Below are 22935 nucleotides of genomic sequence, written 5' to 3' on the forward strand. Positions count from 1 at the left end.
AGGAGGAATAAAAATGTTAGAGACAAGGTTTTACAGATACTTAGAAGAGCTAAATGAGAAGTTTGCTGGATGGATTTTTCTAGCATCCATGATAAAGGCAGAATCCAAACCAGTTTGCTTTCCTGGTCTTATGAGGCTGGGACAAAATTAAATAGCCAACCTGTAAAGACGAACCATCCTTAATTTAGCTCTTATGACAGAAAATTCACATGGCTATTAGGAGGTTTTTTCCTTTTTTTCTAGAATGGTAGAAAAAGAGATGAGTAGGAAGGAGTGATTTAAATGGTCGGTGAAGAAATCGTTACGATAAAAGATTTACGGAAAAATTATGGAGAGAAGGAAGTACTAAAAGGAGTTGATCTTCATGTGTATCGAGGAGAGATTATTGGATATATAGGTCCAAATGGTGCGGGCAAGAGTACTACCGTTAAAATTATCCTTGGTATTGAAGGGAATTATCATGGAGAGGTAAGACTGTTTGGGAAAAATATTAATGAAGATTCTATTGAATATAAGCGCAAAATCGGTTATGTACCGGAAATAGCAGAGGTATACGATAATCTAACTGCGTATGAGTATTTAACCTTTATCGGTCAGCTATATGGAATGAGTGCTGATTTTATTGATCATAAGGCGAAGAGATTAATGGAACTGTTTGGAATAGGAGAGGTATATCATTCGCGAATCTCCTCTTATTCAAAAGGGATGCGTCAAAAGCTGTTAATTATATCAAGTGTTTTGCATAATCCAGATATTCTTTTTTTAGACGAGCCAATCAATGGACTTGATGCGAATAGCGTGATGGTGTTTAAGGAGATTCTTGCCCAGTTTGCATCAAGTGGAAAAACAATATTTTATTCGTCACACATAATGGACGTAGTAGAAAAAATAAGCAGTAGAATCATTTTATTGAACGATGGAAAGATTGTGGTAGATGGAAGCTTCAAAGAGTTGCAAACACAAAATGAACAGGGTAGCTTGGAAGGAATCTTTAATCAACTAACTGGGTTTAACAACCATAAAGAAATAGGCGAATTCTTTGTATCCATTGTGCAAGAGGTACAATCATGACGGAATTTACTATATTAAAGTTCTTTGACCGTTTTGAGGGTTTATTTTTGAAAATAGGTATCGATTATTCCGTGTTAAGAACGATTTTACAAGTGAAATTGACAATGGATCAACGTAAGCTTCCAACCATCTTCTCCCAATCTAATCAGAAAAAAGAAAAGAAAGAAGATAAATATGCCTATATAAAATCGTTATGGCTGTATGCTTTTATGGGGTTGATTCTTATTCCATTGATGGCCTTCGGTGATAATTACTTATTTCAAATGAGCATTTCTTTCGGAATTATTTTATTTCTGGTCATGACCTCGATGATTTCTGATTTTTCAGGTGTTTTGTTAGATGTTCGGGATAAACATATACTACATACGAAACCAATTAATAGGCGCACAATTAATGCAGCAAAAGTGTTGCACATTATGATTTATCTCTCTCAATTGACGATAACTATTACACTTATTCCGTTAGTTGTAAGTCTCATTAAACAAGGATTTATCTTTTTTCTTATGACGGTTGTTTTACTTATTTTAGCAAATTTATTTATTGTTGTTATTACGGCATTACTATACGTGGCTATCCTTCGATTTTTTGATGGAGAAAAGCTAAAGGATATGATTAATTACGTACAGATTGGTTTGTCTATTGTCATTATGATAGGGTACCAGGTTGTCATTCGAAGCTTTGAATTAGTTGATTTAAATATTGTGTATCAAGTACACTGGTGGCATGTTTTCATTGTTCCAATGTGGTTTGCAGCACCATATGAGTGGATATTGAATGGCAATTTCGAGACGATGATTATTGTGCTTGCCGCTCTTGCGATGATTTTACCTATTGTTGCGATTATCATTTATGGAAAGCTTATTCCTAGCTTTGAGAAAAATTTAGAAAAGCTAACTAGTCAAAGTAAAGCGAAAAAGAGCAATGTCTCAAAACTGGGAGAACTGCTATTACCACTTCTTTTTAACAACAGGGAAGAAAAAGCATTCTACCAATTTACTGGGCAAATGATTAGCCAAGAAAGAGATTTTAAATTAAAGGTATATCCATCATTAGGTTTTTCGATTGTTATTCCCTTTTTATTTCTTTATAGTGGAACGAATTTGGAAGACATTTCATTTTCAACAAGTTCCTCGTATTTAACGATTTATTTTACGATGATCAATATTCCGACCATTATTTTTATGATGAGGTATTCAGGGAAATTTAAAGGTGCATGGATTTTTACGATTCTTCCAATCTCAGATTTTTCTTTGTATTACAAAGGAGCGTTAAAAGCGCTAATTATTAAATTGTATTTACCCATCTATTTTTTATTAAGCATTGTATTTTTGTTTTTGTTTGGCATTCGAATTATTCCTGATTTGTTAGTGGTTTTTATCTCTGCTTTTCTCTATTCGGTTATTTGTTACGGATTGCTAGATAAAGAAGTGCCTTTTTCCATGTCTTTCGATTCAGGGGCGAACCAGCAAAGCTGGAGGTTGTTTATGCTGTTACTGCCGATACCTATTTTTGCAGGAATTCATTATATTAGTATATCTCTTCCGTTTGGTGTTTATATATATGGGGTACTGCTTTTCTTTGTTAATCTTATCTTTTGGAAGAAGATACAAAGGAAAGGAAGTACTTATTCGAAGACAGTCTATTAGTAAAATGCTGGCATTGTAAAAATGGAATATAACAATTAGGACTATTTTGCTTAGAAAAAATAGCAGAGGAGCATAACATCATGGAAGAGGAACAACTAAAAATATTTGATGAAAACAGAACACCAATCGGGACTGCTGCCCGTAGCGAAATACATAAAAAGGGTTTATGGCATGAGACCTTTCATTGTTGGATTGTATCTGAACAAGATGGACAAGCATACCTTTATTTGCAAATTAGAAGTCCTTTAAAAAAGGATTATCCAAATCTTTTAGATATAACGGCTGCAGGGCACCTACTAGCACATGAAGAGGCTAAAGATGGTGTAAGAGAGATGGAAGAAGAAATTGGCATCCGAGTAGAAATGGATGAGTTAATCTACTTAGGTGTTTTCCATTATGAAATGAATAATGGAGATATTTTGGATAAGGAATTTGCCCATACTTTTTTATATAAAAGGACTATAGATTTTCAGGATTTTCGTTTGCAAGAAGAGGAAGTAGCGGGCATTGTATCCACTAAACTAGCTGATTTTTATGATTTGTGGAAGGGTGGAAAAGAATTAATTGAAGTGAATGGATTTGAAGTAAATGAAAGGGGAGAAAGAATCACGATTCATCGTAAAGTTGGGCGAGAAAGTTTTGCTCCTCATCCAATTTCTTATTACAAGCGATTAATTCAAGTCTTTAAAGAGATTGTGTAAGATTTGAGCCAATTATATATCACCGAATGCAAAATAGAGCGAATAAACACTTCCATCCTCATCAATATGGGGAGGGTAGGAATCAATTAAAATAAGCTAGGGGAAACAGAAAACCAGTTTCTCCTAGCTTATAAATTGAGTTAGCCTCTTACAAATAATACACTTTGAACATGATATCCTGTGGATGATTCCCGAATTTCTTTCCAAAAAGGGTGGCGCCACCTACACATTCAGCATCTTCTTTCACTTCAATGCGAAACGTCCAGCGATCACAATTGTCATCCAGATCATTGATGGTTACAGATGAAATAGGGTCTCCATCAATATACGTACCATGGTTTGTGATTCGAAGTGTTTTAAGAAGTCCATATTGGTTTAGATTATGTGGCCACCATTCTGGGGTAAGCTTACCTCTTGTATCTGCAAAGTCTCCAGGACTTCTCCATGTCCCTAGTTCCAGCCCATTTAAGGAAAAGGTAATATCGGAAGGCCAATTGTCATTAGAGAATGGAAATTCAGAACACATCTCTAAACTAATTTCAAATTGCTGAATGTTTTCTTCCTTTTTTAAAAAGTTAGGAATTGTGTATTGGATAAAGCCTTGGGTAAACCACAGAATTTCTGCTTCCACTCTTTTCGGATCCATAAATAGCTTCGGTTCGTCCACTCTGCCAATAAAATCCTTATCAGAAGCCAATCCACATGTTGGCTTTAAATCATAATCTGTGTAATGACCGATTGGAACAGAGGTCTCATAAGAAGCGAAAGAATGATAGATTTTCTTCGGAAAGTTGATTTCGATATGGTCCACCTTCAACATGGAAATCTTCTGTAAACCTGATTTACCTGGTACTTTTTCTGTTTTTATCAATCCAGCAGCCTCTAATTTTTTTACATGTTTTGTTACAATGGCACTGCTGATGCCCAATTCCTTGGCAAGTTCTTTTATATTCATTTTATTTTTAGACAGTAACTGAATAATTGTCATGCGAACTTCACTTGCTAAAGCTTCATACACTACTAAAGAGGATTTATCGATCCCCAATTGCATATAGACCCCTTCTTTCAGAATGTTTGGTTAACTATAAAGTTTCCTTCTTGTACAAAAGATAACATGGAAATTAATCTCTGTAAATAATTTCTTTCCAAATAAAAATTGATTAACAAATAAGTTAATATTTTGTTTAAAAAATAAATAAGGTTTATACAGTTATTATCTTAAACGATATCGAATTATCTATTTTTTAATATGTCCTCCTAAAGAATTACTCATCTTTAAAACTATGATTGGCTGTAATTTGTGAGAAACGTTTAATTATATTTCTTTATATGGAATTTTCCAATAATTTGATAAAATGGTTATAGGTTAATGTGGACAGGATGGTGACAATTTTGAATACAAGTAAAACGATTTACCTTATTCGCCATTGTGAGGCATATGGTCAACAAGCGGAAGCTCCATTAACTGCTAGCGGGAAGAGACAAGCGAATGACTTAGCGAATTTTTTAAAAGAGGAAGGCATTCAATTGATCCTCTCTAGTACGTCTCTTCGTGCATATGAATCCGCTAAGCCATTAGCTGAAAGACTCCAAATACCGATTCAAAATGAGGAGCGCTTGATAGAAAGAAAGCTTAGTAGTCGTAATTTAAATAATTGGCAATCTTTATTGGAGCAGTCTTTTACAGATTTAGAGATTGCATACGAAGGTGGAGAATCCAGTAGACAAGCGATGACAAGAGCAACAGACATTATGAAGGAGTGTCTTCAAAGACAAGAGAATAGGTTTGCGATGGTGACACATGGGAATTTGCTTGCATTAATGTGGAAATATGTTGATCCTTCAGTCGGTTTTATAGAATGGAGCAAGCTTTCGAATCCTGATGTCATTCAAATTAATTACCATTCAGATAGGGTATCAGTTAAACGAATATGGGGGGATAACGATTGAAGGAAGAGAGGAAGTGCCATCGACCATTTGGAGTCTATGGAATTCTTGTAGAAAAGGATAGATTGCTAGTTATACATAAGAAGAGGGGGCCATATGCCAATCGTTTTGATTTACCTGGTGGGAGTTTGGAGCAAGGAGAAAGTTTAGCGATGGCAATGAGAAGAGAGTTCTTAGAAGAGACAGGGATAGAAATAGAAATACAGAAGCAAATTGGGATGGCTGATTTTATGTTCCCTTGTAACTGGAGGGAATTTACACATATTTACCATATCGCTGCATTTTACACAGCTAGAAAAATAGGTGGGAAAATTACAGTTCCAGAGCAATTTGATGGGCAAGATTCGTTAGGAGCTGAATGGGTTTCTTTAGAAAATATATCTATCTATAACGCATCGCCACTTGTATTAAAGGCTGTAGAATGGATACAAACAGGATCACTCGGATTAGAGGTAACATGCTTTGCAGAATGGGAGGTAAAAAAAACTTCCATATAGAAAGGAGAGAGTACATATGAACATAAGAAAAGCAAAAAGTGAGGATGCCAAAGGAATTGCAAAAGTACATGTAGATAGTTGGAGAACAACCTATAGGGGGATAGTTCCGGATACCTATTTGAAGGCACTTAATTATGAGGAAAAAGAAAAAATCTGGAAAAGGGCTATCCCGACAGGTAGTGTCTTTGTTGCTGAAAATGAAGAGGGTCAGATTGTTGGGTTTGCAAATGGTGGAAAAGAAAGAAGTGGACAGTATACAGGTTATGAGGGAGAGTTATACGCCATTTATCTTTTGGAAGCCTATCAAGGAAAAGGAATTGGCAGCTCCCTCGCGAAAAAAGTTTTCGAATATTTAAAAGAAATAGGGTTTAATAGCATGATTATTCGTGCTTTAGAGGAAAATCCAGCTTGTAAGTTTTATGGAGCCATTGGTGGAAAAAGAATGGGGACAGAAGAGATAGAAATTGGTGGCAAAGAGTTTGCCGAAGTCGTATTCGGATGGAATCTGGAGTAGTGTGATAAGACATTTACGTGAAGTTTGGTGTACTAAAAGTATTTATCATTAGATAATTTAAATCCTAAAGGCAATTTTCATTAGGATAAATAAGGCTATAAGCCATTTTAAAGCAAAAAAATATTAGTTTCCCGAGGTGTCCTACTCGTAAAAGGAGAAGGAAGCGGGCGCCTCGGAAAACCAATTCACTTTCTGTATTTTTGCATGATGCTACTATTTTAGGTTTTTCTAAAGGGATAACTATTTAAGACGATAGCTTCTCCACAATCATTCGCTTTCCAGTATTTAAGGTAAACTCAAAGCGGTCGGTATTTTTTTCATTATAGATAAAATGGTGATTCACACTGCAAAGGTCTTCCTCATTATCAAAAATCATCATATTAACGCCACTCTTGCGCTTTTCGTCTTTTAAAAAAGTAAGATGATTATAACAGTATATACAATCATAAATAGAGAACTTCATCGAATTTAAAGTAGTAATAAATTGATAAAAGCTATCATCACTTAAATCGTCTAATAATTCTTCCAAAGCAAACACAAGATGCTTTCTTATCCGAATAGGATCTTCATGCTTTAAAAAATGGATCGATCCAGAGATATTTACTTTGCCATCCTCTAGAAGAATTCCTTTTCTCCAACGATTTAAGGAATGAATCTCCATTTCTTGATGCAAATATTCATCAAGCATCGATGCATCCTCTGTTTCTTCATCAAAAAAAATCCATTGATTATTTATATATTCGACTGTACCTTTCGTAAAGGCACGTGTTTGAAATTCAATAAGTTTTGATCTATGCTGATTGTTCATTGTAAACCTCCCAAAGATTACACGCCCATAAATTCTTTTTAGACAGATAAACAAAATTTTATAACTACTCTTTCTTTTTCCTTCATTAAAATATTGAAAACGATTAATTTATCCTTTTTGAGTGGATCATGAGATAAACCTGGTATGGACAAATAACCATTCTTATTTTGATGCATAGAATACCTCATACTGATTGATTGGTATCTAATCATAAGTTCCACGAAAGAAAGGATGATAATCATGTGTGGAATAACAGGTTGGGTTGATTACAAAAAAGATTTAAGAAACGAGTCGGTAATTTTATCCGCTATGGCAGAAACATTGGCAAAAAGAGGACCAGATGATACAAATGTTTGGACTGCTCTACATGCAGGATTCGGACATAAACGCTTAGTGGTGGTAGATCCGTTAAATGGTATTCAACCAATGACAAAAGAAAAACAAGGCTTTCATTACACTATTTGCTACAATGGTGAATTGTATAATACAGAAGACATAAGAAAAGAATTACTAATAAAAGGATATTCATTCCAAGGTCATTCTGATACAGAAGTTTTACTTACTTCCTATATAGAGTGGGGAGAAGAATGTCTGCAGTACTTAAATGGGATATTTGCTTTTGCTGTTTGGGATGAGAAGCGAAATTCCTTATTTATTGGAAGAGATCGCTTAGGAGTTAAACCGTTATTTTACACCGAAGTCGGAACAAGCTTAATCTTTGGTTCCGAATTGAAAGCATTGCTTGCTCATCCAAATGTGAAGACTGAGCTGGATAGAGAAGGGCTAGCAGAAGTTTTTGCACTTGGACCTTCCCATACACCAGGAAGTGGTATCTTTAAAGGGATTAAAGAGCTTCGACCAGGGCATGCATTAAAGTTTACACAGGATGGACTTAAAGTATGGCGTTATTGGAATGTGCAAAGTGAGGAGCATTCTGATTCGTTTGATGAAACAGTTGAAAAAGTTCGTTTCCTTTTTAAAGATGCGGTTACTAGACAATTAGTATCAGATGTGCCATTAAGTACCTTTCTTTCCGGTGGAGTCGATTCCAGTGCCATTACAGCAATTGCTTCTATGGAATATGCGAAAAATGGGAAAGGACCTCTTCACACCTATTCAATCGATTATGAAGGAAATGATAAGTACTTTAAAGCAAATGAATTCCAGCCGAATTCAGATGGTGTTTATATAAAAAAAATGACAGATACATTTGGAACCATCCATCATAATTGTGTTATCACCCAAGAAACATTGGCCGACTTTTTACATGAAGCAGTAACGGTAAGAGATGTACCTGGAATGGCTGACGTTGATTCCTCCCTATTATGGTTCTGTCGAGAAATAAAGAAGGATTTTGTCGTAAGCTTATCTGGGGAATGTGCAGACGAAATCTTCGGAGGATATCCATGGTTTAGAAGAGAGGCTGATTTGCAAAGAGCAGGCTTCCCATGGATGAGATCGATTGAAGAACGACAAAACTTATTGAAAGATTCATGGAGTAATAAGTTGCAATTAAAAGAGTATATGATGGATAAATATAATCAAACTATTGCGGAAACACCTAAATTAGCTGGCGAAAGTAAAGAAGATGCAAAACGGAGAGAATTATTCTATCTTAATCAGCTATGGTTCATGACCACATTATTAGAGCGTAAGGACAGAATGAGTATGGGAGCAAGCTTAGAGGTGCGTGTGCCGTTTGCCGACCATCGCTTAGTAGAATATGTGTGGAATGTACCATGGGAAATGAAGAATTACAAAGGAAGAGAAAAAGGATTGCTGCGAAAAGCATTAGAAGGAATTCTACCAGATGAAGTTCTTTATCGTAAGAAAAGTCCGTATCCTAAGACGCATAATCCGATTTACACAAAAACAGTAACAGATATGCTAAAGAGTGCACTGACAGATAAAAGCTCGGCTTTATATGAATTCTTTGATAAAGAACGACTATCAGAAATTATCGAAACAGAAGGCTCTGCATTTAAAGAACCATGGTTTGGCCAACTAATGACTGGACCACAGCTGCTTGCACACTTAGTACAAATCCACCATTGGTTTAAAGATTATAATATTAATATTGTAGAATAAGAAATATATTGACCATTAAATCGAAGCCTATCAAAAACCCCTAGAATGACGATGTTATCGTGCTATCTAGGGGTTTTTATATGGTTTATCCTTTGATGGAGAGTGGCCTTTATTTTTAACCTTCTTGATCAGAAGCACAAATAAAAGGAAGCACGGGAAAGCAAATTGTAACGGATAATATAGGAGATATGGAACAACTACTGCTCCTTCTCGAACGTGGTCATTTATGTCCATGCTAATGAAAATAGAAAACATTGCAATAATACAGACGATAGGGATAACAAAGTATCGATATTGGTAATTAAAAATATATTCTAAGCCCTTTAAGCCCGAATAGATAAAAATCGAGCTTTTGATAACAATTCCTAACATAATAATAAAAACAGCAAGAGCATCTATTCTTTCAAGGAAGTTCCCAATAGAAATTAGTCTCGTCGTGCTCAGAAGTGGAAATGTAGCTCTTGAAGCAGTAGTTATTCCTAATGATGCAGTAATGATTAATGTAGCAATAGTGAGCAATATTCCAGAAAAAGCTACAGAAAATAGAACTGATTTCTTACGCATTTTTAAATTCGAAATGTGAGGGAAAATGCAGGTCATAACAATCATTTCCCCATATGGTCTGCTTACTTCAATCGGAAACATTGCCTCGATTACTGGTAGGATGCCTCTTGCCAATACTGGCTGGATTTTAGTAATAGAAATATTTTGACTTGCGAATAATAAAATAATGAGTAGGAAAAGAAATAGAGCTGAATAGGGTGTAAATATTTCAGTTGTTCGTCCTAAGATTTCAATTCCTAAATACAATATATAGCCAATTATAAACATTAAGGCAATAATAATGATTTCAATTGGAGTCAACGGGAGGATAAAGGCAGATGTTAATTCGCCAAAATCCCTAATTGTTCTAGCCGCCAGATAAAAAAAATAAAGAGAATAGACAAGCGTAATTGGAATGGCAAAAAATCGATTGAACCCAAACTCAATAATCTCAAACAAATTCTTTGAAGGTGCTAACTCATTTAAATTAAGAAAAAAAGAGGCAATGATTAAGCCTGTAAAGGTCGAGAGAAGTACGGTAATCCAAGCATCCTCTTTTGCGGTAATACCAAGAACCACAACAAGCGTAGTACCTAGGTTAAAACCAATAATAATAGCAAATAACTGACTTAACGATAGATTTTCTTTTAGCATGAAAAGGAATCTCCTAATTGGAAATATGTATATGCTTAAAGTAGTATTTGTTTTATTTACCAGTAATATGCAAGAAAAAGGATGTTTACGTAATGATAATTTAAGAAAGGCTATTCTCTGGGATTGATGGTAAATGGAATTTAATCAGAGTAAAGAAAAAATCAGTGGTTCAGGCCCCACTGATTGAAAGTTATTTAATACAAATAGGTATCAATCTAACCAATTGGTTTTTCTTGGGTAATTGCAGTTTTAGGCTGCTTTTGCAGTAAGAAAAAGAATACACCAAACAAAACAAGGATACCACCTAAGATTTGAGATAGGATCAATCGTTCATTTAAAAGTAGTACAGCCAAAAGGGTAGCACCAACCGGTTCTCCTAAAATACTCATAGAAATAGTTGTTGCATTGACATAATTAAGTAACCAATTGTTGATAACATGAGCAAGTGACGGAACAATTGCAAGCAATACAAAAATACCCCATTCTCTGCCAGAGTAGCCAGTTAATGCTTCACCAGCGATTAGATTATAGACGGTTAACAAACAGGCAGCGAAAAAGAAAACCGTAAATGTATAAATCCAATGAGTCATTTTCTTAATAATGTTTTGACCAATTAATAAATAGCCAACAACTGCAATCACGCTCAAGAAAGAAAGAACATCTCCTAAAATTGCATTGCTGTCTAGTCCAACATCTCCCCAGCCAATCATCATCGCACCAATGATCGCAATGCCCATTGTCATAATAGCAGTAGAATTAGTTCTTTCTCGAAAGAAAATAAATCCGCCAAGAAGCGAGACGATAGGCTGAAGTGCCAAGATAATCGTAGAACTAGCTACAGTAGTAAACTTTAGAGAACTGAACCAAAGAGCAAAATGCAATGCTAAAAATGAGCCCGAAAAAAATAAGAACGACCAATCTTTTCTTGATAGTTTTTTAAAATCATTTCTGTGTATGTATACCATGGGAATCATAATAAGACATGCGAGCCACATTCGATACATGCTTAATATAGTGGCAGGTGCCTCCGACCATTTCACGAAAATCGCAGAAAAGGAGATTGCGATAATAGAGATAAGTAAGGGAACCCCAATTGATTTTGATGATGCTTGCTGATTCATTTTATTTCCTCCTGACAATTCAAACAATTCAATCTAATAGTAAATATAGTACGTTCAACGCCAGGAAACAATCATTATTTTTCATTTCTTGGAAAAAAGCTTATCGAAGAGGCATGAGAAGGTGTCCATGAGGAATTTCATTACACATGAACACCTTTTTATATAAAAACGCACTTTATCTTACATGGATATATTCATAGTTCATATTAAAACGAAGGATACTGGATTCATATGGTCCGAGTATTACTGCTAGATCGTCTGATTCAGCTGCATATTCTTCTTCTGTTAACAACAGAGAGATTTTTTTCCCTCGCAATGGAAAGGGGAGCAGAAATTGTGCTTCCGTGTCACTTTTATTAATAACTGTTAGAATGATTTCTTCCTCTTTCTTTGTATAATATGCTAAACAAGAATCTACATTTGTCAAAAAGAAGAAACAGCCGTTATTTATGAGAACGGAGCTTTGCTTACGGACTTGAATTAATCGTTTAACAAATTCTTTTAGCTCTTCATCGTGCTCTCCTGGATTCCAAGGCATACATTTTCGACATCCAGGGTCGCCGCTTCCTCCTAAGCCAATTTCGTCTCCATAGTAAATGCAAGGAGTGCCAGGGTAGGTAAAGAGAAAGGTGAATAAGAGCTTCACTCGTTCTTTTCGATAACTACATTCATGAAGTATCCTTGGTGTATCATGGCTTCCGATAATATTAAATAATACGTTATTCACCGTATCTGGGTATGCATGTATCGTTGTCGTCATATCCTCCATAAATTGTTGGGCAGATATCATGTCATAGGCGAAAAATTGAAGTGCTTTCGTTAGTAAAGGGTAATTCATTACCGAGTCAAATTGATCTCCTCGAAGCCATGGAAGCGAATCATGCCAAATTTCACCCAATATAAAAAGGTCTGGTTTTAATTCTTTCACGGCTGTGCGGAAGGATCTCCAGAAATCATGATCAATTTCATTGGCAACATCCAAGCGCCAGCCGTCGATATCACATTCTGTTATCCAGTATTTTGCTACATGTAAAAGGTACTCTTTAACTTCTTGATTGGCTGTATTAAATTTGGGCATTGCTTCAAAAAAGCCAAATGTTTCATAATTTATCGTGTTATCTTCTTTTAAAGGAAATTTATGTATATGAAACCAGTCTTTATAGCGCGAATTCTCTTCGTTTTTTAGAACATCTTGAAATGGTGGGAAGTGATAACCGCAATGATTAAATACAGCATCAAGCATGACTCGAATCCCACGATTGTGACATTCTCTTACAAGCGTTTTAAGCAATTCTGTATCGCCAAATTGCGGATCCACTTCTAAATAGTTAATGGTATCGTATTTATGATTGCTTTTTGCATGAAAAATAGGAGTAAGATAAATGCCAGTTATTCCAAGGTCGGAAAGATAGTCTAGAGAATCAATAATTCCCCGGAAATCGCCTCCAAAGAAATTCCATAAGCCAGGTTCCTCTTGACCCCATGGAGCAGTGTCATTCGGATTTAAGGAACTATCTCCATTTCGAAATCTTTCTGGAAAAATTTGATACCAAATAGTGGTAGACACCCATGAAGGAGGAGTGAAAACGTCTTTTTGGTGAAGATAGGGCAAGCAAAAATAATAGCCGGCATCTTCTGGAATAAAGGGAAAGAAGCCTTTTTCGGTATAAGTTATTTGTTGTTCATTACCTCTTATGATAAAGCCATAACGAATTCTTTTTTTATTTGAAATGGTGCAATGCCAATAATCAAAAAGAGAATCAGTTCCGCTTTTATCCATCATCATTCGGTGGGATCTCCAATGATAGTCAATCATTTCGTATTGATCACCGTAAATTATTTCGATTTCATTAACATTTGCTCTTTTTGTCCGAATTCGGATATGGAGGGTATCCCCATTTTGTAAATAACAGTAATTATCGTCACTTCGATGATAGATTGAAGCCAAATCAATCATTTTTCACACTCCCTTTACGTTCTTTCTATATCTTTTTGCCACTAGTGTTGACAGAATAGAAAGTTTTTAAAAGGAAAAATGAAAATACCGCTCGCTAATTGGTGCGAGCGGTAGTGTTTTCTCTTGTACTGCTAGAGGATAAGTTGATTTATCCGTTAACGATACTTCCACCATTGACATGAAGAACTTGTCCAGTAACATAGGTGGAATCATTACTAGCCAAATATACATAGGCAGGAGCAAGCTCACAAGGCTGACCTGCACGTTTGAAAGGAGTATTCGCACCAAAGGATGCCACTTGTTCACTGTCAAAGGTAGAGGGAATGAGCGGTGTCCAAATTGGTCCTGGAGCTACTCCATTCACGCGAATGCCTTGTCCAGCAAGAGACTGTGATAAGGAACGTGTGAAAGCGGTAATCGCTCCCTTCGTAGATGAATAATCTATTAATGTTTCATTCCCTTTATAGGCAGTGATTGATGTCGTATTGATAATCGTATCTCCTGTTTCTAAATGGGGAAGGGTCGCTTTTGTTAAGTAGAACATAGAGAAAATATTTGTTCGGAATGTTTTTTCTAATTGTGCGGCAGTTATATCCAGCAAACTTTGCTGTGGATGCTGTTCAGCTGCATTATTCACTAAAATATTTACTTTTCCAAATTCAGAAACAGTTTTTTCTACAATTGTTTTACAGAAGCTTTCATCACCAACATCTCCAGCAAGCAATAAGCATTTTACTCCTTCTGCTTCCACTAGCTCTTTTGTCTTTTGGGCGTCATCATGCTCGTTTAAATATACTACTGTTATGTCAGCACCTTCTTTTGCATAATAAATCGCAACAGATCGGCCAATTCCACTATCGCCACCTGTAATGATCGCTGTCTTCCCTTTTAATTTTTCTGAACCTTTGTAAGAGGGATCTACATCTTTAGGCAGAGGATTCATTTCTGTCTGAATGCCTGGTTGCTGATCCTGATGCTGTGGGGGAAAGGTTTGTTGTAATTGTTCATTATTACTATTACTCATATCAATCACTCCTTCTATCTTTTGTCCATGTTTACTTATTTTTCCCAAATCTGCATATATAAACATGGAAAAAATAGGGTTGGTTGAAAAGAAGGGGTTCAAAAAAAAGATGGCGCCAAACTTGGCTGCCATCCTACTAGTTAGCGATAATTGACAAACTGCACATCAATCGTAATTTTTGATTCGTCTTTCACAGCTGCAATAATCTTTTGTAAATCATCACGGCTTTTAGCAGTGACACGGATTTGATCGTCTTGCTGTTGTGTTTTCACTTTTAATCCACTGTTTTTAATTAACGCATTTATTATTTTAGCATTATCTTTATCAATGCCCTGGATTAATTTCGCTCTTTGGCGAACCGTTCCGCCTGAAGCTCCTTCTATTTTGCCATAATCTAAGTTTTTAATGGGAATGCCGCGTTTAAACATTTTACTGATAAGGACATCTTTCAGCTGCTCTAATTTATATTCATCATCCGAAACAAGCACTAATTCTTCTTTGTCCAATGTAACATTACTCTTGCTTCCTTTAAAATCATAACGGTTTTGAATTTCCTTCATTGCTAGCTGTACTGCATTCGTTACTTCAGAAAAATCTACCTTCGATACAATATCAAATGAGCTTTCTTTCGCCATAATTACCTCCTGATTTTTGGAACTTTACACTATTTCTAAGTATATCTAGCGCTAATCCCATTTCTTTTATGCTTGTATTATAGTAAAATATAGCAGTTGTAACAACTTTAGGCATGAAATATTCACTAAATAGGGAATAATTATGATAAAAGAATATAGATGAAAAGTTGAATAGACAAGAAATAAAGGAGGAAAACAAATGTCGTTAAGAGATTATATGGGACGTGTGGAAATATTAACGGTTGCAAGAATAGCATCTTTCGGTTATTTTTTGACAATCGAAGAGGAAGACGAAGATGTGCTTTTACATTTTAGTGAAACAGATCAAAAATTCGAAGAAGGCGATGAAGTACCCGTTTTTATTTACAGCGATTCACAAGGAAGAGCATGCTCCAGCACATTTATCCCGTCTATTGCGGTTGGTAAATATGATTGGGTAAAAGTAACGGATCGTAAAGAGGGAATCGGCTGTTTTTTTGATATTGGCTTGAAAAAGGACATGCTATTAGGCGAAGATGACTTACCGGTTCATGAAGAGGTTTGGCCAGAAGTTGGAGACATGCTTTATATTACGTTAAAGGTAAATAAAAATAATTATTTATATGTAAAACCTGCTACGGATCCAATTATTGAAGAGATGTCAACTAAGGCAACAAGAGCAGATTTTAATAAAAACATTCATGGCTATATTTATCGAACAGCGAAAGTTGGAAGCTGGATTTATACAGCAGAAGGTTTTAAAGGATTTATTCACGAATCAGAGAGAGGCCAAGAACCAAGATTAGGGGAAAAAGTGAGTGGTCGTATTATCGACGTTAAGCTAGATGGCACAGTAAATGTATCTTTATTACCAAGAAAAGAAGAAGCGCTCGATAAGGATGCCCAACAAATTTTGGATTATTTAATTATGCGTAAAGGTGCAATGCCTTATGGAGATAAGAGCATGCCTGAGGATATTAAAGAGCGTTTTAATTTAAGCAAAGGATCGTTTAAACGTGCGCTTGGAAAGTTAATGAAAGAAAATAAAGTGTATCAAGAAGAAGGCTGGACGTATTTAAAGGAAGACAGTGAAAAGTAATCGATTATAAATGAGATAGGTGCATTCCAAAATTTGGGATGCACTTTTTATATGTATAAATAAAGATCTGAAATCCTTTATTTGGGAGGACAAGCATGAAGGGGAGCTCAGTGCTCTATTTGGGAAAAATCCGCATGGAAAGGAAACAGAGGAGCGTTCTCTAAGCCCATCAGAGCAGAAATCCGCATGAAAAGGAAACGGAGGAACGTTCTCTAAGCCCATCAGAGCAGAAATCCGCAACGAAAGGTAACAGAGGAAGGCTCTCTAAGCCCTTCAGAACAAAAATCCGCAACGAAAGGTAACAGAGGAAGGCTCTCTAAGCCCTTCAGAACAAAAATCCGCAACGAAAGGTAACAGAGAAGCACTCTCTAAGCCCATCAGAGCAGAAATCCGCAACGAAAGGTAACAGAGGAAGGCTCTCTAAGCCCTTCAGAACAAAAATCCGCAACGAAAGGTAACAGAGGAAGGCTCTCTAAGCCCTTCAGAACAAAAATCCGCAACGAAAGGTAACAGAGAAGCACTCTCTAAGCCGTTCAAAGCAAAAATCCGCAACGAAAGGAAACAGAGAATCGTTCTCTAAGCCCTTCAGAACAAAAATCCGCATGGAAAGGAAACAGAGAAGCACTCTCTAAGCCCTTCAAAGCAAAAATCCGCAACGAAAGGTAACAGAGGAAGGCTCTCTAAGCCCTTCAGAACAAAAATCCGCATAGAAAGGTAATAGAGAATCGCTCTCTAAGCCCTTCAGAACAAAAATCCACATGGAAAGGAAACAGAGAAGCACTCTCTAAGCCCTTCAAAGCAAAAATCCGCAACGAAAGGTAACAGAGGAAGGCTCTCTAAGCCCTTCAGAACAAAAATCCGCAACGAAAGGAAACAGAGAAGCACTCTCTAAGCCGTTCAAAGCAAAAATCCGCATAGAAAGGTAACAAATATAGAAACCATAAATCCCACACCAACAACAAAACCAAAAAAAGAGCTGCCAATCCCAGTGACAGCCCCTCCATAACACATAACACATTATAAATGATCTGTTTTTTTGCTGTATTGATATTTACCATTTTTGCGATTTTTGTCACGCATCATGTTCTTTTCATGACGCAATGCATTATTGTCTTTTGCTTTTTTATCATTATCAGAAGTATGTGGCATAAAAAATACTCCTTTCAGTATCATCTTTTGTTCCATAGAACATTGATAGTATTAGTGAAAGGAGTAAACTTTATTCTATTTAAAGCTGTTATTCCGAAACTTTATTTAAGAAGAAAATAGCGATCGTTCCAGCACCAGTATGCGAACCAACAGATGCACCAATGGAAGAAATGAATACTTCTTTTGGATGGAATTTTTCTACTATCATTTCTTTCACTTCTAAAGCTGTTGCTTCATCATCTGCGTGGCTTATGGCAAACACTTGTTGATCTAACTTATCGCCCCGTTCACCTATTAGTTCGATCATTCTGCGCAGGAGTTTCTTTTTGCCACGAATTTTTTCAAGAGGAACCAGTTTTCCATCTTCTACATGAAGTAAAGGCTTTATATTTAGTAATCCGCCGAGAAATGCAGAGGCTTTTGACACACGTCCACCTTTTGCTAAATATTCTAGATCCTCGACTGTAAATAAGTGTTCCATATGCTCGCATAAGAACTTTAGTCGTGGTATAATTTCACTTATGTCTTTACCTTGATCGCGTAGTTTCACCGCTTCTTGAACAACTAAACCAGCACCTAATGATGCGCATTTGCTATCGATGATTGTGAAATCAAAATTAGGATATTCTTCCTTTACTTGCTCCGAAATCATTACTGCTGTTTGGTACGTTCCAGATAATTGCGAAGAAAATGCAATATATACAGCTTTTTCGTTATTTTGAGCTAATGCTGTAAAAACATCTTTAAATAATGCTGGAGATACTTGTGATGTTTTTGGAACTTGTCCACTGCGAATAGCATTATAGACAGTGGTTGGTTCAATTGTTTTTAAATCCTCGTATTCTTTACCGTCTAAATTAACTTTTAGCGGTAATAGTGTAACCTCATGTTTCTCATAATAGGATAGAGGTAAGTCACTTGCACTATCTGCTAGGATTTTAAAAGTCATATTCATTCCACTTCTTTCTATTTTTTATAAAACATATGGTAATTGGAGTACAGTTATGATAAATAACAATAATCTCTGTGAAAATGCCTTGTTTTTGATAACAAGGCATACTTATTTGTAGTTTATAAAACTTTAAGAGAAAAAACAATGAATAGTAAATGCAAAAATAGTAAAAATTACTATATATCGTAATGGAGGATACATATGTATTGGTTATTAACAAAAAAATTAGTTGTTGTTATTTTTGGAGCATTATTAAATGCTATTGCCATGAATTTTTTTCTGATACCTGCTGATGTGTATGCAAGCGGCTTTGCAGGTGTAGCTCAACTTGTATCAAAAGTAACACCAATTTCTACTGGGATACTATTATTTATTCTCAATGTTCCAATTGCTATACTTGGCTGGATAAAGGTAGGGAGATCATTTACCTGTTTTAGCTTTTTAAGCGTAGTTTTTATGTCTTTGTTTATGGAAATCATTCCAGTGACAAGCTATTCACATGATATTTTGTTAAATGCTGTTTTTGGTGGTGTAATTGCTGCTGTTGGAGTGGGTTTGACGTTAAAATGGGGAGCATCTACTGGCGGAATGGATATTATCGCTATGATTCTTTCGCGTGTGCAAGATAAGCCAGTCGGTACTTATTTCTTTATATTAAATGGAGCAATTATCATAACAGCTGGTGCCATGTTCGGTTGGGAAAAAGCCCTATATACGTTAGTAAATCTCTACGCCGCAACAAAGGTGATTGATACGATACATACAGCACATCAAAAATTAACGGTGATGATTATAACAAAGAAAACGGCGGAGCTAAAGGTTGCCATCCATGAAAAATTAGTTAGGGGCATTACAATCCTGCCAGCGCGGGGGGCATTTTCCAATGAACCAAAGGAAATGCTAATGATTGTTGTGACTCGGTATGAACTATATGATATAGAACGAGTCATTAAGGAAGTTGATCCACATGCATTTACCAATGTTGTGCAGACAACAGCGGTACTCGGCTTCTTTAGAAAAGCATAACGGAGGTTGTTCGTTTTGAAGAAAATTATGACGGTTGTTTTATGTGTTATTATAAGTGGGTTTATTCCATATATGTCAACTGTATCAGCAAATTCTAATAAAGAACAAGTGACTATTCAGGATCTATCTGTTAATGGGACAAATGGAAATTATGTAATTAAAGGGATCATTCCTGAAGGTAAAGAAGTCTATTACACAGTTGAGGATGGTCACAATGAATTAATTGCGAAAAAGAAAGTACCATTAAGCAATCACAAATTTTTGCTGGAAATTCATTTGAATAAGAAAGAGCTTCCTGCGAATGGAACGGTTATTTTATACTTTTCAGAAGAGGGAAAAGAGCCATATTCAGTAGTGTTAGAAACATTTTCTTGAATTTACTGAGATCTTTTTCCCAGTGCAGATTTGTTAATGGCTAAGAAAATATAACTGTTAATTGCAAAAGTGTTAGAAGCTTTCCTCTAGTAAAGTTCGGTGATCTTTGCTGAAGGAAGGCTTCTTTAATTATTGCGAGATTATTCTTTAAAATAAACATAAAAAAGCTGCCCAATAAAGGCATATCTCCCAAGCGTTTTCTTTTTGTATGCTTGTGAAGAGTAACTTTATTTGGACAGCTTTCCTTCATTAGTGTGTTTTAATTTGATCTAGTTCTTGTTGTAATTCTGCTAATTGCTGCTGTTCGGCTGTAGTTGTGTTCGCATAGGCAGAGCTAATTGCATTCTTTGCTTTATCAACTAAGCCTTCCATATCTTTGCCATCAGCATATTTAGCTACTTCAACTGCTTGTCTGGCTTCTTGAAAAAGTCTATTTCCCATTTATTCTAATCCTCCATGAGATTGTCTTTCATTTGACATTTTATAGCTCTCAGCTTCCGCATATGTCATATGATAAGGGATACGTTCGGAATGCTTTGATACGGAGTCTACTCCTTGTTGTACGAAGCGTTTCGATTTATTTCGTTTTCCCATTCATGATCCCTCCGAGTGTTAGAGTATAATTGGAAAGACAAAGAAGTGTTTCATTATCAAGCGAAACAGTAAATTACTGCTTCAATTATAGTATGGTCAAAAGTACAACCTTTAAAGACGGTAAAGATACCCAACTTTTAAAGCACACGAAGGTTTAAAGCCTCATTTAAATAAACAGCTATTCCATCCTCTTCATTTGATAAGGTAATGTCATTAGCAAGCGCTTTTAACTCATCAATTCCATTTCCCATTGCTACACCTTTTCCGGCATATTTAATCATTTCAAAGTCATTATCTTCATCGCCAAATGCAATGATATTTTTTTGCGGGATTTGATAATAATCAGAAACCTTTTGCAATCCAATCGATTTATTTATTCCTGTTTTGACAATTTCAATGACATGAAATGGATCTGCCCAACGTCGATGGTCAATTAAATCTGCATGGACTTCAGATAAATGCTTGCGGATTGCAGGAACATGCTCTTCTTCCGAGTGAATTAGGATAGAAGTAGGAGCACTTTCTAGAAATTCCAGTAGATTTCCAACCGTTACTTTTGGATTTCCTAAGGAAAAAATATCGATTAATTTTTCATCATGATAATGATAGTAAACATCATCCATCACTTCTGCGATAATGTTGTGAAAAGGATAATCATTGCATGCAACAACGATATCACGCGCTGTTTTTATATCAAGCGGGGAATGATAAAAGCCCCAATTTGTATCCTTTGGATGATGAATAAAAGCTCCATTAAAGTTAACGATAGGAGTATGTAAGTTTAATTCATGATAAATCGCTTCGCTCGCGCGGAATGGTCGCCCAGTTGCAATCATCACTTCATGACCATCATCCATCGCTTTTCGAATGACTTTTTTTGTAAGGGGAGAAATGGTTTTATCATCTTTTAATAAAGTTCCGTCAAGGTCTAATGCAATTAGGTGTTTTTCTGTCATAGTGTCTCCTTTAGTGTCAATATAGTAATTTTAATTCCATCTTGGAGGGGCGTAATTTTCGAAAAAAATGCCACTTCATGTTACACTTACTAATACATATAGAATATTATTACACTTTATTCGTTAATTCTACTTTTAGCTTGTTAAGTTATGTAAAATCAATGAAATAGAAGATATATTCCCTTTCTATTGTTAACAGTTGATTCCACTCTTAACGGACAGTAAGACTCTCCCCTGCAAGTTTTATGAGATCCGAGGAAACTAGGTGGGAGAATAACTATCCGTAAAGGTCCGATTGGTTCAACAACCCATAAGTGGGGGAGGAAGTTTCCCTTTATTTTACATGAATCATTTATTTTTTCCAAAAAAGGAGGGGCGAGAGATGATTCTGGTTGAAAAATTACATATAGAAGAAATTCCTGTTTTGCATATTGTAAAAAAAGACCACTATGATCAAAAACGACCATATATTCAATTTACACATGGCTTTACCAGTGCAAAGGAGCACAATCTCCATTTTGCCTATCACTTAGCAGAGAAGGGATTTCGTGTAGTTCTGCCTGATAGTATGTATCATGGGGAACGAGAACAAGGATTGTCTGCTATGGAATTAAATCTTCATTTCTGGAATATAGTAATGAAAACGATTGATGAAATGGAAGAAATAAAAAATTATTTTAGCAAGAAAAATCTTATCGATGAACAACATATTGGTATAGTTGGAACAAGTATGGGGGGGATTGTTACATTAGGTGCATTAAGAAAGTATTCTTGGATTAACACGGCAGTAAGCTTAATGGGCATGCCATATTATGAGAAATTTGCTCACTATACCATTTCTGAAGTGAAAAAAAGAGGATACGAGCTTCCACTTAGTGATAGTGAAATTGAAGCATTAATTATGCAATTAGAAGAACTAGATCTAAGTAAGGCACCAGAAAAATTACAGCATCGCCCCCTTATGTTCTGGCATGGCAAGAAGGATGAAGTCGTACCATATGCTTATTCTCATCAGTTCTATGAACATATAAAACCTTTATATGAGGAAGTGCCAGATCGATTAGTATATCTTTCGGAAGAAAATACAGGTCATAAAGTAAGTAGAAGCGCTATGCTGAAAACAGTGGAATGGTTTGAAAAACATTTAGAAGCTGGCTTGTAAAAAGAGTGATTCAAATCCTTTTTTCAAACCATAATTATTTGTTATAGTGTAAATATAAAGATAAAGTTTCACTTGAAGAAGATACTAAATATGCTTGAAATTAAATAAATATAAGGGGTGCCTTCACATGAATGAAGAACTAAAAGATAGTATTATGGGTGCACTAGAGCTTGTTATTGATCCAGAACTCGGTGTCGATATTGTTAACTTAGGATTAGTTTACGATTTGGAGCTTAAAGAAGATGGATTATTGGAAGTAACAATGACGTTAACAGCAATGGGATGCCCGCTTGCAGGTGTCATTGTTGATCAAGTAAAAGCAGCTTTAACAGATATTCCAGAAGTAAAGGAAACAGAAGTAAATATTGTTTGGTCACCAGCTTGGACAAAAGATAGAATGTCTAGATATGCAAAAATTGCTTTAGGTGTGAGATAAG

The 22935-nt window shown here is 35.8% G+C and carries 26 protein-coding genes; 13 read left to right on the forward strand and 13 right to left on the reverse strand.

Annotated features, from left to right (window positions below):
- Positions 1-13 precede the first annotated feature (13 nt).
- The 4 genes from AB3U99_RS06340 to AB3U99_RS06355 all read left to right on the forward strand — a co-directional run bounded on the left by AB3U99_RS06340 (position 14) and on the right by AB3U99_RS06355 (position 3418).
- Complete coding sequence (locus AB3U99_RS06340; RefSeq protein ID WP_400246428.1) at positions 14-151, forward strand: hypothetical protein; 138 nt, start codon at positions 14-16, stop codon at positions 149-151.
- A 131-nt stretch (positions 152-282) separates the two neighbouring features.
- On the forward strand, positions 283-1071 hold the full coding sequence (locus AB3U99_RS06345; protein ID WP_400246430.1) for an ABC transporter ATP-binding protein: 789 nt from the start codon (positions 283-285) through the stop codon (positions 1069-1071).
- A complete protein-coding gene (locus tag AB3U99_RS06350; protein WP_400246432.1) occupies positions 1068-2717 on the forward strand; it encodes a hypothetical protein in 1650 nt (549 codons plus the stop codon). The genes AB3U99_RS06345 and AB3U99_RS06350 overlap by 4 nt, the downstream gene beginning before the upstream one ends.
- Before the next feature lie 80 nt (positions 2718-2797).
- On the forward strand, positions 2798-3418 hold the full coding sequence (locus AB3U99_RS06355) for an NUDIX domain-containing protein (RefSeq protein WP_400246434.1): 621 nt from the start codon (positions 2798-2800) through the stop codon (positions 3416-3418).
- A 148-nt stretch (positions 3419-3566) separates the two neighbouring features.
- On the opposite strand, the gene AB3U99_RS06360 is transcribed toward AB3U99_RS06355, so the two are convergent.
- Positions 3567-4469, reverse strand: coding sequence for an ArsR/SmtB family transcription factor (locus tag AB3U99_RS06360; protein WP_400246436.1), 903 nt, complete (start codon positions 4467-4469; stop codon positions 3567-3569).
- Between the two features lie 341 nt (positions 4470-4810).
- Between AB3U99_RS06360 and AB3U99_RS06365 the strand changes: the two genes are divergently transcribed.
- Genes AB3U99_RS06365 through AB3U99_RS06375 form a run of 3 tightly spaced genes read left to right on the forward strand, consistent with a single transcriptional unit; the run spans position 4811 to position 6376 of the window.
- A complete protein-coding gene (locus AB3U99_RS06365; RefSeq protein WP_400246438.1) occupies positions 4811-5368 on the forward strand; it encodes a histidine phosphatase family protein in 558 nt (185 codons plus the stop codon).
- Positions 5365-5862, forward strand: coding sequence for an NUDIX hydrolase (locus AB3U99_RS06370; protein WP_400246440.1), 498 nt, complete (start codon positions 5365-5367; stop codon positions 5860-5862). Before AB3U99_RS06365 ends, AB3U99_RS06370 begins: the two co-directional genes overlap by 4 nt.
- Positions 5863-5878: 16 nt before the next feature.
- A complete protein-coding gene (locus tag AB3U99_RS06375; RefSeq protein ID WP_400246442.1) occupies positions 5879-6376 on the forward strand; it encodes a GNAT family N-acetyltransferase in 498 nt (165 codons plus the stop codon).
- Between the two features lie 244 nt (positions 6377-6620).
- Here the strand turns inward: AB3U99_RS06375 and AB3U99_RS06380 are convergent, their stop codons facing one another.
- A complete protein-coding gene (locus tag AB3U99_RS06380) occupies positions 6621-7184 on the reverse strand; it encodes a DUF2777 domain-containing protein (protein ID WP_400246444.1) in 564 nt (187 codons plus the stop codon).
- Between the two features lie 38 nt (positions 7185-7222).
- A complete protein-coding gene (locus tag AB3U99_RS06385) occupies positions 7223-7360 on the reverse strand; it encodes a hypothetical protein (protein ID WP_400246446.1) in 138 nt (45 codons plus the stop codon).
- A 64-nt stretch (positions 7361-7424) separates the two neighbouring features.
- On the opposite strand from AB3U99_RS06385, the gene asnB reads away from it, so the two are divergent.
- Entirely contained in the window at positions 7425-9272 is a 1848-nt protein-coding gene (gene asnB, locus AB3U99_RS06390; protein WP_400246448.1) for an asparagine synthase (glutamine-hydrolyzing), read from the forward strand.
- Positions 9273-9338: 66 nt separating this feature from the next.
- Here the strand turns inward: asnB and AB3U99_RS06395 are convergent, their stop codons facing one another.
- From AB3U99_RS06395 to AB3U99_RS06415, 5 genes are all read right to left on the reverse strand, one after another.
- Positions 9339-10469, reverse strand: coding sequence for a GerAB/ArcD/ProY family transporter (locus AB3U99_RS06395; protein WP_400246450.1), 1131 nt, complete (start codon positions 10467-10469; stop codon positions 9339-9341).
- Between the two features lie 215 nt (positions 10470-10684).
- Positions 10685-11590, reverse strand: coding sequence for a DMT family transporter (locus AB3U99_RS06400; RefSeq protein WP_400246452.1), 906 nt, complete (start codon positions 11588-11590; stop codon positions 10685-10687).
- 175 nt (positions 11591-11765) lie between these two features.
- The gene (locus AB3U99_RS06405; protein WP_400246454.1) at positions 11766-13547 is read right to left on the reverse strand and encodes a glycoside hydrolase family 13 protein; all 1782 of its coding nucleotides are present in this window, start codon (positions 13545-13547) and stop codon (positions 11766-11768) included.
- A gap of 148 nt (positions 13548-13695) precedes the next feature.
- Positions 13696-14571 carry an SDR family oxidoreductase gene (locus AB3U99_RS06410; protein ID WP_400246456.1) on the reverse strand — a complete coding sequence of 292 codons (876 nt, stop codon included), beginning with the start codon at positions 14569-14571 and terminating at the stop codon, positions 13696-13698.
- Positions 14572-14711: 140 nt separating this feature from the next.
- A complete protein-coding gene (locus AB3U99_RS06415) occupies positions 14712-15206 on the reverse strand; it encodes a YajQ family cyclic di-GMP-binding protein (RefSeq protein ID WP_341192164.1) in 495 nt (164 codons plus the stop codon).
- A 199-nt stretch (positions 15207-15405) separates the two neighbouring features.
- Between AB3U99_RS06415 and AB3U99_RS06420 the strand changes: the two genes are divergently transcribed.
- Entirely contained in the window at positions 15406-16284 is an 879-nt protein-coding gene (locus AB3U99_RS06420; RefSeq protein ID WP_400246458.1) for a S1 RNA-binding domain-containing protein, read from the forward strand.
- A 1017-nt stretch (positions 16285-17301) separates the two neighbouring features.
- Here AB3U99_RS06420 and AB3U99_RS06425 read toward each other — a convergent pair.
- Both AB3U99_RS06425 and AB3U99_RS06430 read right to left on the reverse strand, forming a co-directional pair.
- Positions 17302-17433 (reverse strand): DUF3941 domain-containing protein, encoded by a 132-nt coding sequence (locus AB3U99_RS06425; protein ID WP_400246460.1) that lies wholly within the window; start codon positions 17431-17433, stop codon positions 17302-17304.
- A gap of 88 nt (positions 17434-17521) precedes the next feature.
- Positions 17522-18382, reverse strand: a complete 861-nt coding sequence (locus AB3U99_RS06430) for a DegV family protein (RefSeq protein ID WP_400246461.1) — start codon at positions 18380-18382, stop codon at positions 17522-17524.
- A gap of 204 nt (positions 18383-18586) precedes the next feature.
- Between AB3U99_RS06430 and AB3U99_RS06435 the strand changes: the two genes are divergently transcribed.
- Positions 18587-19411, forward strand: a complete 825-nt coding sequence (locus AB3U99_RS06435) for a YitT family protein (RefSeq protein WP_400246463.1) — start codon at positions 18587-18589, stop codon at positions 19409-19411.
- Between the two features lie 15 nt (positions 19412-19426).
- Positions 19427-19786 carry a hypothetical protein gene (locus AB3U99_RS06440; protein ID WP_400246465.1) on the forward strand — a complete coding sequence of 120 codons (360 nt, stop codon included), beginning with the start codon at positions 19427-19429 and terminating at the stop codon, positions 19784-19786.
- A 249-nt stretch (positions 19787-20035) separates the two neighbouring features.
- Here AB3U99_RS06440 and AB3U99_RS06445 read toward each other — a convergent pair whose 3' ends face one another.
- From AB3U99_RS06445 to AB3U99_RS06455, 3 genes are all read right to left on the reverse strand, one after another.
- Positions 20036-20227 (reverse strand): DUF3813 domain-containing protein, encoded by a 192-nt coding sequence (locus AB3U99_RS06445; protein WP_400246466.1) that lies wholly within the window; start codon positions 20225-20227, stop codon positions 20036-20038.
- Positions 20228-20380, reverse strand: a complete 153-nt coding sequence (locus tag AB3U99_RS06450; protein WP_162837581.1) for a hypothetical protein — start codon at positions 20378-20380, stop codon at positions 20228-20230.
- A gap of 137 nt (positions 20381-20517) precedes the next feature.
- Positions 20518-21336, reverse strand: a complete 819-nt coding sequence (locus AB3U99_RS06455) for a Cof-type HAD-IIB family hydrolase (RefSeq protein ID WP_400246469.1) — start codon at positions 21334-21336, stop codon at positions 20518-20520.
- 382 nt (positions 21337-21718) lie between these two features.
- On the opposite strand from AB3U99_RS06455, the gene AB3U99_RS06460 reads away from it, so the two are divergent.
- Together AB3U99_RS06460 and AB3U99_RS06465 are read left to right on the forward strand one after the other, a co-directional pair.
- Entirely contained in the window at positions 21719-22498 is a 780-nt protein-coding gene (locus AB3U99_RS06460) for an alpha/beta fold hydrolase (RefSeq protein WP_400246471.1), read from the forward strand.
- A gap of 127 nt (positions 22499-22625) precedes the next feature.
- Positions 22626-22934: a metal-sulfur cluster assembly factor gene (locus tag AB3U99_RS06465; RefSeq protein ID WP_341192174.1), complete on the forward strand. Its 309-nt coding sequence runs from the start codon at positions 22626-22628 to the stop codon at positions 22932-22934.
- Position 22935 lies beyond the last annotated feature (1 nt).

This window comes from Niallia tiangongensis (assembly GCF_044704065.1).
GTDB lineage: Bacteria > Bacillota > Bacilli > Bacillales > Cytobacillaceae > Niallia > Niallia tiangongensis.